The organism is Nocardia sp. NPDC006982, assembly GCF_042869435.1.
GTDB lineage: Bacteria > Actinomycetota > Actinomycetes > Mycobacteriales > Mycobacteriaceae > Nocardia.
Genome location: NZ_JBIAFV010000002.1, coordinates 278,066 through 292,193, shown reverse-complemented (window position 1 = coordinate 292,193; position 14,128 = coordinate 278,066). Strand labels below are relative to the sequence as shown.

Here is a 14,128-nt window from a genome sequence, read left to right as displayed (position 1 = left end):
ATACGCCGCTCGGTGTTTGAACGGATGGTGTTGCGCTGCCACCTTGTTGGTCCCCGCCGCCCGGCTTGGCTGTGTTTTCCGGCGCAGAGGCAGGGGAGGCGCTGCCGCTGTCTCGTCGGCCCGCGCCGCCTGCGGCGGTTGCGTTGCCTGGCCTGGTTGCGTTACCCCGCGCGGGAGGCGAGGCTGCACCGGCATCGCGCTGGCCCGCGTTGCCCGACCGTGTTACGCCGGTCGGCGTCTGAGCGGATGGGGTTGCGCCGCCAGCCCGTTGACCTGCGCCACCTGAGGCGGAAGTTGATGACGGCGCATTGGCTGCTCCGCCCGACTGGCTGGGTGCCGCTGGCTTCCCGAGAGCGGCGATATCCCCGGTCGCCGCGCCCGACTGCCCGGCACCGGGCGACGGCTGCTTCGACGACGAACCTGCGGGAACTGGCCGCGTCGGTGCGCTGGCAGCCTCTTCTTTCGCAGCCGAACCGCTTCCCGATGGCGCACCGGATCCCCGGGATACGCTCGGCCCCGACGAGGCGGGGACCGGTCGAGTTGGAGCAGTGGCCGAGCCGGCGCCGCCTCCCGAAGCACCAGGCCCCGAGGGGGTGCCGGAGCCTGTGGCTGGACCAGGGCGTGTGGGGGCGTTGGATCCCGACGAGCTGGGTCCTGACGATGAGGGGAACGGACGGGTCGCGTCGGCCGCGCCTTCCTTCGCGCCGGTCCCGGCTCCCGACGAGCTGCCCGTTCCCGACGGGGAGTCTGTGGCCGGACCGGGGCGCGAGGGCGCACCCCGGTCGGAGGGGTTGTGCGATGTGGGTGTCCGGTCAGCGGGCGTGGCTGGCCGCGGGTCAGCTGCCGCTTCGGTGGGGCGGCCGGGATTTTGTGCCGGGCTCTTCTCGTCGTTCGGGTCGGACACCTATAACCCCTCGGTCGGGCGGAACAGTTGAACTCGACGGCCAGCCTAGCCAGCAATGCGGTCGACTGTGATGATTCCCCTGCGCCGTACGCCGCCTGGTCCGGCTCGACAGCGGCGGGTGGGCAGGAGAGGTGGGCTGGGCACTGCTCAGCCAGGGGAACGCCGTGTCGGCGCGACCCGCGCAGGCAGTGCACAATGAACCGCATGACCTCGTTCGGTGACTTGCTCGGACCGCAACCGGTACTCCTGCCCGAAGACTCCGATGCGGAGGAGGCGCTGCTGAACAATGCCGATCCGGTGCAGGTCGCGGCCGCGCATCCGTCGGCTTCGATCGCCTGGGCCCATCTCGCCGAGGCCGCGTTGGAGCGTGGCGGGGCCGAGGGCGATACGCAGGTGGTCAATCACGACATCGTCGCCGCGTACGCGTTCGCGCGCACCGGCTACCACCGCGGCCTGGACCTGTTGCGGCGCAATGGCTGGAAGGGTTTCGGGCCGGTGCCGTGGAGCCACGAACCCAATCGCGGTTTCCTGCGCAGTGTCGCCGCGCTGGCGAGGGCGGCCAGGGCGGTCGGCGAGACCGAAGAGTACGCACGCTGCCTCGATCTGCTGGAAGACTGCGACCCGCGCGCCGCGGGTGAGCTCGGCCTCGACTAACAGTTGATCGACCCGAATTCCCCGGTGGGTGTCGCCCGCGACAGCAGCATGGAGAAGCTGCGCAGCTCGTGGGCGCGGTTGCGATTGTCCGCGCTGCCGATTCTGCAATGCGCGGTCGGCGCGGCGCTGGCCTGGTTTATCGCGCACAAGATAGTCGGGCACACCCAGCCCTTTTTCGCACCGACCGCGGCCGTGGTCTCGATCGGCATTTCGTTCGGCGCCCGGCTGCGCAGGTCGGTGGAGTTGGTGGTCGGTGTGGCGGTCGGCATCGGCATCGGCGACCTGTTCATCACCCGCGCGGGCACCGGCGTCTGGCAGATCGCCCTCGTCGTCGCGGTGGCCATGGCGCTGGCGGTATTCCTGGACGGCGGTTCGATCATCACCATGCAGGCCGCCGGTTCGGCGGTGTTGGTCGCGACGCTGCTGCCGCCGTCGGCGGGCGGCGGCTTCTCGCGCATGATCGACGCGCTCGTCGGCGGGTTGGTCGGCGTGGTCGTGGTCGCATCGATACCACTGCATCCGGTGCGTCGGGCCCGCGAGCAAGCCGCGGAAGTCCTTGCGGTACTGGCGAAGTCGCTGCACGACTGCGCCGACGGTCTGCTCGAACAGGATCCGGAGAAGATCCGCACGTCCTTGACCGCGGCCCGCGCGACCCAGCCCCAGATCGATGGACTGCGCTCCACCCTGGAGGGCGGCCGCGAGATCAGTCGGATCTCCCCGCTCTATTGGAATTCCCGCCAGCGCCTCGACCGCATCCGCGCCACCGCCGACCCGCTCGACAATGCCGTCCGCAATACGAGGGTGCTGCTGCGCCGCTCCCTCACCCTGGTCCAGGACGACGAAATCCTCGACCCGCGACTGATCGAGGGACTGGAGCGCCTGGCCCAAGCCGTCGAGGTGGTGCGCCGGATGATGCTCGCCGATCCCGGCCAGCAGCCCGATCAGGCCGAGGCCGCCCGGGTGCTGCGCGGCATAGCGAAAGCCGCGCGACCGGAACTCGTTGAGGGCGCGGGACTTTCGGCCCATGTGGTCTTCGCGCAGATGCGCTCCATGCTGGTCGATCTCATGCAGGTCTGCGGCATGCAGCGCATCTCGGCGATGGCTCTGCTGCCCCCGACGGTCCCGAATCCACACGTGCCGCCCGAGGAATGAGCCGACTACTCAGCGGATTTCGGACATATTCCCGCCGCTGCGGAACCGCATGCTCCGCCCCGGCACCCGAATCATGATCTTCACGTAGTCCGCTACTCGTGTTCGCAGCTGCCTGCGGTCATAGCCTCGAGAGGCAACCGCGGTTACGAGGGGTAGCGCGGTTGGGACGCTTCGCCCGACGGCGAACCGCCCTACCGGCCATATGGTGTGGTGGCCGGGCGGTACGGGCGCGTAGCGGTCGTGCGAAGAGGTCGCCCGGTCCGGGAGGTCGGATCGGGCGGCCGGGACATCGGCTAGGTCCAGAACCGGGTCAGCCAGCTGCCGTACCGCGACCAGTCCGCATCGACCCCGGACAACTCGTAGAGCGAGTACACCGCATCGAAGAACACCTTGTTGATCGACGGCGTGAACAGCAGCGCGAAAAGGATCAGCATCCCGAACGGCTTGAACTGATCGAGCGCCCGCCGGGTCTGATAACTCAGCGACGGCTCGACCACGCCGTATCCGTCCAACCCGGGCAACGGCAGAATGTTCAAAAGCGTTGCGGTGATCTGCAGAAACGCCAGAAAGCTCAGGCCGTACCAGAACGCGCGATGCGAACTGTCACTGCCGAAAAACCGCACGACCACCAGCAGCAGCACCGCGCATACCGCATTCACCGCGGGCCCGGCGCCGCTGATGATCCGCTGCATGCGCGCGCTCACGTTATGCGTGTGCACGTACACCGCACCGCCCGGCAAGCCGATCCCGCCGAGTGCGATGAACACCATCGGCAACACGATCGACAGCAGCGGATGGCTGTATTTCAGCGGATTCAGCGTGAGATAACCCCGCAACTCCACCTCGCGATCGCCCGCCCGCCACGCCGTGTACGCATGCGCGAATTCGTGCAGACACAGCGTCACGATCCAGCCGAATACGACGAGCAGAAATACCCCGAACTTCGCCCGCGTCGACTGCATGTCGGCGTCCCATGCGAGCACGCCACCGGTCACCGCGATCGCGATCACCAGCAGGAATATCGGGCTCGGCCGCCGCGAAACACCCGATGCGGGGCGGCCTTCTCTCGGGAAACGCATCGTCAACGCACCAGCAGCCAGTTTTCGTGATGCCGATAGAACGACGAGCGCGGCAGCACCCGATCGTTGGCGATGCCGTCCCTGGTCACCACGGCTCCCGGTGTGCCGAGCTGCGCGGCCCGCCCTTCCAGCCAGCGGCGCCTGCGGATGATGTTCTTCTGCACGCTCGCCCGCACTCCCGGCATATCCAGCATGGGGGAGACGATCATCGCGTCGACCTTGCCGGAGAACAACTGGGCGTCGTCCACATAGGCTTCGCCCTCTAGCTTCTCGCCACCGGGCCCGGTGATCTCGGCCCGTCCGACCAGCACGGTTCCGGTGTCGTCGCGAATCAGCGGGGTTTCGACGGGCCGACCCTTCACCGCTCGTTTGGCGGCCGCATTGCCGGTGCCGGTCTGGTAGACACGCGAGCCGTAGGTCTTGTCGACGGGCACGTACCCGATCTCCACATGCAGTCGCTCGGTCCGCATCAGATGGGTCAGCACGGAGGCCAGGGCGGCATCGTCGCCGAGCACGATCAGCCGGGGCAGGCTGTCGGCGGCGAGGACGGGCAATAGCTCATCGATGACGCGTTTTTCCGGGATGGGGGTCGTCTGCGAGAGCGGCAGCGACGCGAGGGCGATGGGTACCGGTGCGCCGTCGCAACGGAGAACGTGGGTACTCAAACTGCCGTACACCCTCCTCGGTTCGGCCGACAACCCGTCGGTCACCCTCGCCACCTGTCGACGGACCCCTGGTCCGCCAGTGCCTCGCAACCATAGCTGTGTTTTTGGCCGCGCGGGCGCGGCGAACGGGTCGCTCGTAAGACTCGCTCCGTTGTGGGGACGTAGGTCGCGACGGTTGCCCGCGATCCGGTTCGATGCCGCCCCGAAGGACTTGGGTAGACTGTGCTTCCGGCCACCGCCTCGATACGGCAGGTAGCTGCAACAGATGGCTGTTGCGCGTCGAACCGTAGGAGACACGACCATGCCGGCAATCGTCCTGATCGGCGCCCAGTGGGGCGACGAGGGTAAGGGCAAAGCAACCGATCTGCTCGGTGGCAGGTTGCAGTGGGTGGTCCGGTACCAAGGCGGTAATAACGCCGGTCACACGGTCGTGCTGCCCAATGGCGACAAGTTCGCGCTGCATCTGATTCCGTCCGGCATTCTCACGCCGGGCGTGACGAACGTCATCGGCAATGGTGTCGTGGTCGATCCCGGTGTCCTGCTCGCCGAGCTGGCCGGACTGGAGGAGCGCGGCGTCGACACCTCCGGGCTGCTGCTCTCGGCCGATGCGCATCTGATCATGCCGTACCACGTGGCCATCGATAAGGTCACTGAACGCTTCCTCGGCAATAAGAAGATCGGCACCACCGGTCGCGGCATCGGTCCGTGCTACCAGGACAAGGTCGCCCGCGTCGGTGTGCGCGTCGCCGATGTGCTCGACGAGAAGATCTTGACCCAGAAGGTCGAGGCGGCCCTGGAGTTCAAGAACCAGGTCCTGGTGAAGATCTACAACCGTCGCGCCTTGGACCCGCAGCAGGTGGTGGATGAGGTTCTCGGACAGGCGGAGAGCTTCAAGCACCGCATCGCCGACACCCGCCTGGAACTGAATCTGGCGCTCGAGCGCGGCGAGACCGTGCTGCTGGAGGGTTCGCAGGGCACCCTGCTCGATGTGGATCACGGCACCTACCCGTATGTCACCTCGTCCAACCCGACCTCGGGTGGTGCGGCGGTCGGCGCGGGCGTCGGACCCAACAAGATCTCGACGGTGCTCGGCATCCTGAAGTGCTACACCACCCGCGTCGGCTCGGGTCCGTTCCCGACCGAACTATTCGACAATTTCGGTGAATTCCTGGCCAAGCAGGGCGGCGAGGTCGGCGTGACCACCGGCCGGGCCCGCCGCTGCGGCTGGTTCGACGCGGTCATCGCGCGCTATGCGACCCGGGTCAACGGCGTCACCGACTTCTTCCTCACCAAACTGGACGTCCTGTCGAGCCTCGAGCGGGTGCCGATCTGCGTCGCCTACGAAATCGATGGCAAGCGGGTCGAGCAGATGCCGACCACACAGACCGAATTCCACCACGCCAAGCCGATTTACGAAGAGATGCCCGGTTGGTGGGAAGACATTTCACATGTCGAGACGTTCGAGGAATTGCCCGCCAACGCCCAGGCCTATGTCTTGCGCCTGGAGGAGTTGTCCGGCGCCCGCATCTCCTGTATCGGCGTCGGACCGGGGCGCGACCAGACCATTGTGCGCCACGACGTGCTCGGTTAGGGGCTGAAACAGCGGAGCCGGTGCGCCCGTTCATGGTTCGTTGTCATCGATCATGATCCGTGACGAACTACAGTAAGAGCTATGGCTCGGAACTGGCCGATGATCGAGCGCGAGACCGAGTTCGAAGCGATCCGCGCAGCACTCACCGGAACCGAATACGTCGGTGCGGTATTGACGGGCGACGCCGGAGTCGGGAAGACGACGCTGGCGAGACAGGCGACGGCTGCGGTAGGCGGCAATGTCCGGTGGGTGGCGGGTACGGAATCGGCCCGCAGCATTCCGCTGGGCGTATTCGCCCATATGGTCGGCGTTTATACCGCACACGATCCGGTGACATTCATGTCGGCCGCGCGCGAGGCGCTGCTCGTCGACGGGCACGCGATCATCGGTGTCGATGATGCGCACCTGCTCGATCAGCTTTCGGCCACACTGCTGTTGCAGCTGGCCATCGATAAGGCCGCGCATATCGTCGCGACCGTGCGCAGCGGGGTGCAGGTGCCAGATGCGGTGACCTCGTTATGGAAAGACGGCCATCTGCTGCGCATCGACCTCACTCCGTTCACGCAGCAGCAGAGCGTCGATCTGGTCGAGTCGATGCTCGGTGGGCAGTTGGAAGGCTTCACCGCGAACCTGATGTGGGAGTCCTCCGGCGGAAACGCCCTGTTTCTGCGGCATTTGGTGGAGGGTGCGCTGGAGGCGGGCGCGCTGCGGCAGGTGAACGGCGTCTGGCAGCTGCGCGGCCGGGCCGCGGTGACCTCGGAATTGGCTGCGCTACTGGAGGATCGGGTCGAGCAGCTGCCGGAACCGGTGCTGCGGGTGCTCGAACTGCTCACCTTCTGCGAGCCCATCGATCTCGACGTGCTCTCCGAACTGGCGGGGGAGGAAGCCGTGGAGGCCGCCGAAACCCGCGGTCTCATCAGGGTTGTCGAGAACACCCACCAGTTGATCGTGCGCTACAACCATCCGCTGTTCGGTGAGGTCATCCGGCGCAGGCTCGGCATCGCCTCGGCCCGGCGGCTGCGTGGTCGGCTGTACTCCTCGCTCAAGGAACGCGCGATCAATTCCGCGCCCGACCGCATCCGGCTGGCCGAATTGGCCTTGGACAGTGATAAATCCGCCGATCTCGAACTCTTCGAGGCGGCCGCGGCCGATGCGATCGGGCTGGCCAATTTGCCGCTCGGTGAGCGTTTCGCCAGGGCCGCGGTGGAACGTCGCGGCGGGGTGGAGGCCGCGGATCTGCTGGCTCGGGCGCTGCTGTGGCAGGGCCACCGCATCGAGGCCGAACGCACCCTCGCCAGCTTCGATCCGGATCAGATGAACGAGGTGCAACTGGGCCGCTGGGGCAGCACCCGGGTCTCGAATCTGTTCTGGGCCATGGGCGATGCCGAGCGTGCCGACGAGGTGCTCGCGATGCTGCGCGGCAAGGTGCAGCATCCGAAGACCATCGCCACCTTCGAGGGCCTGGCCGCGGCGTGCGCGGTCCACGAAAATCTGCTCGAGGAAGCGTTTTCCGGGGCCGAATCGGTGATGGAGACCGAAGGCGCACCGCCGTGGGCGGTTTGGTGGGCTGCCTTCGGCGGCGGTCTGGCGCTGGCGCTGATGGGTAAGGGCGATGCAGCGCGGCAGTACGCGGCCCGAGGGCATCAGGTGGAGTCGCATATCGACGGACTCAACCGGTTCATCTCGACCCATGCCGAAGTGCTCGCGCTGATCTGCACCGGTGATCTCGAGGCCGCACGCCGGCGCGCCTCGGGGTATTTCGGCTACTCGGCACCGGGCCAGTACCTCGCGTGGGGCATGTCGAAAATCTTGCAGGGCACCGTCGACGTGGCGCAGGGCCGCTTCCTGGACGGGATCGAACATCTCGAACAGGCACTGGCCGCGCTCACCGCCGAGGGTGCCGCCGCTTGGCATATTCCGGCGAGAATCCGTCTGGCCGAGGCATATTCGGCACTCGGGCGCGCTCCGGAGGCGGCCGAATCCATTGCCGAGGCGGCCGCTCGCGGCGGCAGGCACAGCGCGGTCTACGACCCGCAGTTGGAGATCGCGCGCGCCTGCGCGGCCGCCGCGGAGGGCACCGTCACGCCCGCCATCCGACTTGCCATGGGCGCCGCCGACGCGGCGGCGCGCGCCCATCAGCACGCCATCGAGGCCATGGCACTGCATACGGCCGCCCGCTTCGGCGACCATTCGGTGGCAGGCCGACTCGCCGACCTGGCCGCCCGGGTCGACGGCGAACTGGTGCAGGTCCAGGCCCGCCATGCGGTGGCACTCGCGGCTCACGACGGACCCGGACTCGACGCGGCCGCAGCCGAATTCGAGCGCATCGGCGCCATGCTCTCCGCCGCCGATGCCGCCGCCCAAGCCGCATCCGCCCACGAACGCGCCGGTGACCGCCGCCGGCTCCTCGAATCCGCGGCCACCGCGAACCGTCTCGCCGCGGCCTGCGGCGGTGCAGGCACGCCCGCTTTGCGCCAGGCAGCCCAGCCCTTGCCACTGACCTCCCGCGAACGTGAAATCGCGAATCTCGTTGCGGCAGGTCTGTCCAACCGTCAGATCGCCGATCGCCTCACGGTTTCCGTCCGCACGGTCGAGGGTCACCTTTACCGCGCCTGCATCAAGATGGACGTGACCGACCGCGAGTCCCTCGGGGCGCTGATGCGTGGTGAGTCCTCCGGCGGGGGCGCGAGCTGACTTCCGTCGGTCTTCGGTGCGGGCTTTGGCATCGCGGCGGCATTATTCGGTGATGCGCCAGGTGATGGCGAAGTGGGCGAGGGCATCGAGGAGTTCTTCGGCATCGAAGGCTTCGGCGACGGACAAGGTGCCGGGCTTAGTGGTTCCCTCGGTCAGGCGGACCGCGATTTCTACCGCTTCCAATGCTGAATCGCGGTAGGAGTCGACGCCGCTGACGACGCCGCGGACCGAATGTCCGTTGGTGTCGTAGGCATCCACGACAACGTCGTAGCGGAGGTCGGAACTCGGCTCGTCCGGCAGCGATTCGATGATCTCTTCGGTGAAAGAGCCGAGGAGATCGAGGATGGCAGTGTCCAGGACGCCTTCCACATACGACACATCAGTGTGTCTGGGAATCGTAATCACCGGTGGCTGTGCGAATTTAGCGACCGTCGTAGCCGCGGTGTGGCCGGGGAAGGTCATCTCGGTGTGACGGGCGGTGCCGGTGCGTAGTTCGCCGTCCCGGAAGTGCCAGCCGCCGCTGCGGAACCAGTCGAGGCTGGCGAAGACCGTTTTCGCGCTGCCTTTGGAACCGTTGCCGCCGCTCTTGCTGAGGTGGCTCAGCACGATCTCGACCGGCCCGGTCAGGTGGCGCGCGGTGAGGTGGGCGAGCAGGTCGCCCGCCACATTGTTGTCGGTGACGCCGGGGATTACCGTGACTCCCGCGGCCTCGGCCTTCGCGCCGTACTCGTCGAAAACCCGCTTCAGGAAAAGCTGTTCACCGGACAGATCGGTGTAATGTGCCCCAGCCGCGATGGCTGCCGCCAGTACCGGCTCGCCATTGCGCACATACGCCGACAGGCTGCTGATGACGGCGTCCGCACCGGTGAAGGCGGCGACCAGGGCGTGGTGATCGGTGAGTGTGGCGACTCGGATATCGGCGTCCGGGATCCCCGCTGCCTCGGCTGCCGCCCGCATCCGAGATGCACTGCGGCCCACCAGGATCGGGGTAATCCCGCGCCTCTGTAATTCGGTGAGCAGGTAGCTGCCGGTGTGGCCGGTCGCGCCGTAGACGGCAATCTTCGTCGTGGTCATGAGTACGACACTATGGATAACGCATGAGTAAATGAATGGTCAATCAGCGCACGGTAATGTCTGAAACGCTCATTGAAGACGGTATGGTGCACGGGTGGATATCCTCAGTGAAACCCTCACCGCCATCCGCACCGGCAATCCGACCTCGGGCCTGTTCATCCGGCACGCGCCGTGGGGCCGCGCCTATCCGGTCGTCCCGGGCGCGGGTTTCCATGTGGTGCTACAGGGTTCGTGCGTGGCGGTGCCGTCCGGCGGCGAACCCATCGCCCTCGGCGCCGGTGACGTGCTGTTCATGCCGCGCGGCGCCGACCACGATCTGCTCGACCGGCTCGACAGCACGGTCACCGAGAAGGCGCAACCCGGCGAGCCGCGCGAGATCACCGGACCAGGTGCGCGTACCGCCCTGCTCTGCGGCGCATACGAACTCGGCAGGCAGCGCAGCCACCCGCTGCTCGATGAACTCCCCGAATTCATCCATCTCCCAGCACGTCCCGGGCGACATCCGTCCTTGCGCGCCGCCGTCGACCTGCTCGCCGCCGAGGTCGCCGAACCGAAACAGGGCAGCGATGCCGCCGTGCCCGCCATCCTGGAGACTCTGCTCCTGTTCATGCTGCGTGCCTGGTTCGACGAGCAGGCCGTAGACGAACCCGCCACTGGGTGGGCGGGCGCCTTCGCCGATCCGGCGGTCGCGGCAGCACTGCGCGCCGTACACGAAGCACCCGCCCGTACCTGGACGGTTCCCGACCTCAGCGATATCGCCGGCGTCTCTCGAGCCACCCTGGCCCGCCGCTTCGCCGCCACCGTCGGTGAACCACCCCTGGCCTACGTCACCCGCTGGCGCATGCTCACCGCCGCCCGCCTGCTCCGCGACACCGACAGCCCACTCGGCGCCATCGCCCGAAAGGTCGGCTACACCTCCGAATTCGCCTTCGCCAAGGCCTTCAAACGCGAATACGGCCAGGCCCCAGGCCAATACCGCCGCGCGAACGACCAGTCCGCTGCGGAGCTCGTGGAACGGCATCGCAAACTGCCGCGAGTAGATCATGCCCGGATGCGGCGGGAGGCCGACGAGTTCTTCGATACCGAGGACCGCATCGGCGGCGACGAAACATGGGAGTCTTGTCGATGACGAACCGGCACGTTTCCGGCGTCCTCGATACCTGCGCGTATCTCGATTTCGATGTCCTGGATCCGTGGGCTCGAGAGCGTGCTCGAGATCGTTCCGGTCTGATGAGGCCCAGGTAGAGTGGTCATGTCCCGCATCGATCGCATCACCTCGGACCCCGCCGTCTGCCACGGCAAGCCGGTGGTGCGCGGATTGCGGTGTCCCGTTGAGATGCTGCTAGAGCTGCTGGCGGCGGGCATGACTATCGATGAGATCCTGACCGACTACCCGGATCTGGAGACCGACGACATCCTCGCGGTGCTCGAATATGCTGCGATCGTGACTGCCCGTAGCACTACGATCCCGTTCAACGCGGCGTGAAATTCCTGACGCCCAGCTTCCTCGGAAGCTGGCGGTCCTTCTGAAGAATGCTGGGCACGATGTCGTGCACACGTCCACGATCGCCCAGGGAAATCGGACAACGGACGATGAGATCGCGGCGATCGCGGACCGCGAAGGCCGAGTCGTCGTCACCAAAGATCGGGACTTCTGGATTGGGCACATACTCGACCGGTCGCCCCGGTCACTGCTGATTGTGTCGACCGGCAATATCGCCAATGCTGTTCTGCTTCAACTGTTCACCGATCATCTCGTCGAGATTGTGCGATTGCTCGACGAGTGTGCGGTGGTTGAGGTCGGCCACGATCGGCTGGTCGCGCACAGCGACCCCCAGTGAGCGGACCAACGGCTGCGTCGTGCGTCAGCTGAACGGGGTGTTCGGGCGGTCCTGGAGTTCGCCGTCGAGATAGATATCGACCTTCTCGTTGTAGAAGCAGGCCAGGCCCGCGATCTTCTGGCTTTCCGGGAGCGGGGTGCGGTAGCCCCAGACGATGTCCGGGTATTCCTTGCCGTCGATGTGGACGGTCCAGTAGTCGGCGGTGCCCTTGTACGGGCAGCTGGTGTGGGTTGCCGAGGGCTTCAGCAGGTCCTGTCGGACATCGGTCAGGGGGAGGTAATACCTTGCGGGGAGGCCGGTTTCGAAGAGGATGCGGGGGGAGTGCGAGTCGGCGACGGTGGTGCCGTCGATTTCGACGCGGATATGCCGGGAACTCGCGAGGATGTCGACGCGGGTGTACGGATCGCGCGGGTGGACGTAGACCGGCTCGTCCTCTTCGAACCATTCGTCCATGGCGTTCCAGTCCAGGCGCACCAGCTCGTTCAGTTCGGTGAACGGGGAGTCGTGATAGCGCACCGCGGCTCCGGACGCGGTGGTGCCGTCGACGACCACGTCGTATCCGGTCGCGGTGCCGCGGCTCGGGGATTTCGCGCTGGTGCCGTTCGGCTCGAGTTTCGCGTGCAGATCCGCGACGGGCAGATAGTAGGTCGGGTAGTGCGGACTCTCCCAGACCAGGACCGGTCGGGCGGTATCGGCGACCAACTGGCCGCCGAGGTAGACCCGGACTCGCTTCTGGCTGGTCGCTACCTTGACTCGGCCACGCTTCTCATCGGTCATACTCTCCGACCGTACTCCGGTCCGACCAGCCGAGTCGGCTATCGCGACCTGGACAGATGCTGCGGCACCGACTTCTTCAGCGCGTCCAGCAGTTCCTTCATATCGCTTTCCATGCGGGCCAAACGTTCGATATCGAAACCGGTGAGCCCCGCCGCCATCGCCTCGCCGAAGGCGCCGCGGGCACGCCTCAAGCGACTGCGTCCGGCCGGGGTGAGCTCGACGACGACGGCCCGGGAATCATCCGGATCCTTGCATCGGGAGGCGTATCCGTCCGCAACGAGCTTGCCGATCAGCGCCGTTGCCGCCGGCTGTGAACATCTATCGATACGAGCGAATTCACTGACGCGCACCGCGCCGTGTTCGTCGAGCACCGCCAGTGCGCGCATCACGGCTCGCGGCAGATCGTCGCCGCTGATCACCCCGGCCAGCCGGGTCAGCCGGCCCGCGGTGACGAGGAGGTCGACCACGATGTCATCTGCTGTTGCCACCTGAGCCTGCTGCATAGAATATTATTACATACGCTAACTATGTATGGCGAGGGCGTGTACCAGATCTGTCCGAACGATAGCGCCCCGGCGACTCCGCCGGGGCGCGACCGTCAGGCGGTTGGTGTGAGCGGCCTGCGCGGCTGCCCGAACAACTCCGCATCACCATGTGCGCGCTTGAAGAACAAATGCGCGTCATGTTCCCAGGTGATGGCGATGCCGCCGTGCAACTGCACCATCTCGGCCACGATGGTCGTGAACGTCTCCGAACAGTGCGTCCGCGCCACCCAGACATCCTCGGCCGCGGACGGGCTGTGCTCCGCCACCGCGACCGTCGCCGCACAGGACGCGGATTTGGCCGACTCCACCAGCACATACATATCCGCCATGCGGTGCTTGAGCGCCTGGAAGCTGCCGATCGCCCGCCCGAACTGCACCCGGGACTTGGCGTATTCGACCGTCATCTCCAGGCACCGTTCGGCCGCACCGACCTGCTCGGCAGCCACTGCGGTCCAAGCGATTTCGTGCAGCCGTGCGATGAGCGCCGGATCCGCCGAAGCGAGCCGCCGCGCCGGAACCGCCGCAAACGTGATTTCGGCGAGCTTGCGAGTGGGATCCATAGTCGGGACGGCACGTCGGGTGACGCCCGCCGCTCCCGACTCGACCTCGAACAGTCCGTCAGGTGTCACCACGATGAGAGTGTCCGCATGCAACCCGTCGAGCACGTAATGCGCTGTGCCGGACAGTGTTCCGTCTTCCGAATGCACACCAGGCTCATCCCAGCCGCCGGTGCCCGCCCAGCACACCGCGATCGTGCGGGCGCCTTCGGCAACCTCGGGCAGCAGCCGCTCACACGCCGCACTGTCACCGGACAACAGCACCGCCTGCACACCGAGCACGGCCGAACCCAGCATCGGCACCCCGGCCAGCGTGCGCCCCAATTCGGTTACCACCAGCAGGGATTCGACCAGGCTGGCACCGAATCCGCCGTATTCCTCCGGAATCGCCAGCGCCGCGACACCGACCTGCTCGCACAGCAGCCGCCACAGCGTCTCGTCATAGCCGAGTTCGGTATCCATTGCCGCGCGCACGGCGGCGGATCCGGCGTGCTTGGTGAGCAGCGCCCGGACCGAGGCGATGAATTCTTGATGTTCGGTGCTGGGCCCACCCGTCGCCCGACCACCACCCCTCATCGAATCGCCACGCGATGCA

At 66.7% G+C, this 14,128-nt stretch carries 13 protein-coding genes; 7 read left to right on the top strand and 6 right to left on the bottom strand.

Translation table 11 applies throughout. The features are described 5' to 3' along the window. Positions 1-1,108: 1,108 nt before the first annotated feature. Together ACFYOW_RS10365 and ACFYOW_RS10360 are read left to right on the top strand one after the other, a co-directional pair. Positions 1,109-1,558: a DUF3151 domain-containing protein gene (locus ACFYOW_RS10365; RefSeq protein ID WP_040696903.1), complete on the top strand. Its 450-nt coding sequence runs from the start codon at positions 1,109-1,111 to the stop codon at positions 1,556-1,558. Between the two features lie 48 nt (positions 1,559-1,606). Then, positions 1,607-2,710, top strand: coding sequence for an aromatic acid exporter family protein (locus ACFYOW_RS10360; RefSeq protein WP_387287450.1), 1,104 nt, complete (start codon positions 1,607-1,609; stop codon positions 2,708-2,710). A 293-nt stretch (positions 2,711-3,003) separates the two neighbouring features. On the opposite strand, the gene ACFYOW_RS10355 is transcribed toward ACFYOW_RS10360, so the two are convergent. Further along, on the bottom strand, positions 3,004-3,789 hold the full coding sequence (locus tag ACFYOW_RS10355; RefSeq protein ID WP_387286511.1) for a site-2 protease family protein: 786 nt from the start codon (positions 3,787-3,789) through the stop codon (positions 3,004-3,006). Positions 3,790-3,791: 2 nt separating this feature from the next. Beyond that, complete coding sequence (locus ACFYOW_RS10350) at positions 3,792-4,466, bottom strand: hypothetical protein (protein WP_387287448.1); 675 nt, start codon at positions 4,464-4,466, stop codon at positions 3,792-3,794. A gap of 289 nt (positions 4,467-4,755) precedes the next feature. Here ACFYOW_RS10350 and ACFYOW_RS10345 point away from each other — a divergent pair, with 289 nt between their 5' ends. Both ACFYOW_RS10345 and ACFYOW_RS10340 read left to right on the top strand, forming a co-directional pair. Then, complete coding sequence (locus tag ACFYOW_RS10345) at positions 4,756-6,045, top strand: adenylosuccinate synthase (RefSeq protein WP_387286509.1); 1,290 nt, start codon at positions 4,756-4,758, stop codon at positions 6,043-6,045. An 81-nt stretch (positions 6,046-6,126) separates the two neighbouring features. Then, entirely contained in the window at positions 6,127-8,739 is a 2,613-nt protein-coding gene (locus ACFYOW_RS10340) for a LuxR C-terminal-related transcriptional regulator (protein ID WP_387286507.1), read from the top strand. A gap of 42 nt (positions 8,740-8,781) precedes the next feature. On the opposite strand, the gene ACFYOW_RS10335 is transcribed toward ACFYOW_RS10340, so the two are convergent. Beyond that, positions 8,782-9,813, bottom strand: coding sequence for a saccharopine dehydrogenase NADP-binding domain-containing protein (locus tag ACFYOW_RS10335; RefSeq protein WP_387286505.1), 1,032 nt, complete (start codon positions 9,811-9,813; stop codon positions 8,782-8,784). A gap of 94 nt (positions 9,814-9,907) precedes the next feature. On the opposite strand from ACFYOW_RS10335, the gene ACFYOW_RS10330 reads away from it, so the two are divergent. From ACFYOW_RS10330 to ACFYOW_RS10320, 3 genes are all read left to right on the top strand, one after another. Further along, positions 9,908-10,942: an AraC family transcriptional regulator gene (locus tag ACFYOW_RS10330; RefSeq protein WP_387286503.1), complete on the top strand. Its 1,035-nt coding sequence runs from the start codon at positions 9,908-9,910 to the stop codon at positions 10,940-10,942. Between the two features lie 123 nt (positions 10,943-11,065). Continuing rightward, positions 11,066-11,299: a DUF433 domain-containing protein gene (locus ACFYOW_RS10325; RefSeq protein ID WP_387286501.1), complete on the top strand. Its 234-nt coding sequence runs from the start codon at positions 11,066-11,068 to the stop codon at positions 11,297-11,299. Further along, a complete protein-coding gene (locus tag ACFYOW_RS10320; RefSeq protein ID WP_387287446.1) occupies positions 11,262-11,654 on the top strand; it encodes a DUF5615 family PIN-like protein in 393 nt (130 codons plus the stop codon). The genes ACFYOW_RS10325 and ACFYOW_RS10320 overlap by 38 nt, the downstream gene beginning before the upstream one ends. A gap of 24 nt (positions 11,655-11,678) precedes the next feature. Here the strand turns inward: ACFYOW_RS10320 and ACFYOW_RS10315 are convergent, their stop codons facing one another. From ACFYOW_RS10315 to ACFYOW_RS10305, 3 genes are all read right to left on the bottom strand, one after another. Continuing rightward, positions 11,679-12,431 (bottom strand): DUF427 domain-containing protein, encoded by a 753-nt coding sequence (locus tag ACFYOW_RS10315; protein ID WP_387286499.1) that lies wholly within the window; start codon positions 12,429-12,431, stop codon positions 11,679-11,681. 38 nt (positions 12,432-12,469) lie between these two features. Next, positions 12,470-12,919 (bottom strand): MarR family winged helix-turn-helix transcriptional regulator, encoded by a 450-nt coding sequence (locus ACFYOW_RS10310; protein ID WP_387286497.1) that lies wholly within the window; start codon positions 12,917-12,919, stop codon positions 12,470-12,472. Between the two features lie 110 nt (positions 12,920-13,029). Next, entirely contained in the window at positions 13,030-14,109 is a 1,080-nt protein-coding gene (locus tag ACFYOW_RS10305; RefSeq protein WP_387287444.1) for an acyl-CoA dehydrogenase family protein, read from the bottom strand. Positions 14,110-14,128: the final 19 nt, after the last annotated feature.

Excerpts from the sequence above, each read along its gene's own strand:
- ACFYOW_RS10305 (WP_387287444.1), bottom strand. The coding sequence starts at position 14,109 with ATGAGGGGTGGTGGTCGGGCGACGGGTGGGCCCAGCACCGAACATCAA.
- ACFYOW_RS10345 (WP_387286509.1), top strand. The coding sequence starts at position 4,756 with ATGCCGGCAATCGTCCTGATCGGCGCCCAGTGGGGCGACGAGGGTAAG.
- ACFYOW_RS10335 (WP_387286505.1), bottom strand. The coding sequence starts at position 9,813 with ATGACCACGACGAAGATTGCCGTCTACGGCGCGACCGGCCACACCGGC.
- ACFYOW_RS10355 (WP_387286511.1), bottom strand. The coding sequence starts at position 3,789 with ATGCGTTTCCCGAGAGAAGGCCGCCCCGCATCGGGTGTTTCGCGGCGG.
- ACFYOW_RS10360 (WP_387287450.1), top strand. The coding sequence starts at position 1,607 with ATGGAGAAGCTGCGCAGCTCGTGGGCGCGGTTGCGATTGTCCGCGCTG.
- ACFYOW_RS10315 (WP_387286499.1), bottom strand. The coding sequence starts at position 12,431 with ATGACCGATGAGAAGCGTGGCCGAGTCAAGGTAGCGACCAGCCAGAAG.
- ACFYOW_RS10325 (WP_387286501.1), top strand. The coding sequence starts at position 11,066 with ATGTCCCGCATCGATCGCATCACCTCGGACCCCGCCGTCTGCCACGGC.
- ACFYOW_RS10365 (WP_040696903.1), top strand. The coding sequence starts at position 1,109 with ATGACCTCGTTCGGTGACTTGCTCGGACCGCAACCGGTACTCCTGCCC.
- ACFYOW_RS10340 (WP_387286507.1), top strand. The coding sequence starts at position 6,127 with ATGGCTCGGAACTGGCCGATGATCGAGCGCGAGACCGAGTTCGAAGCG.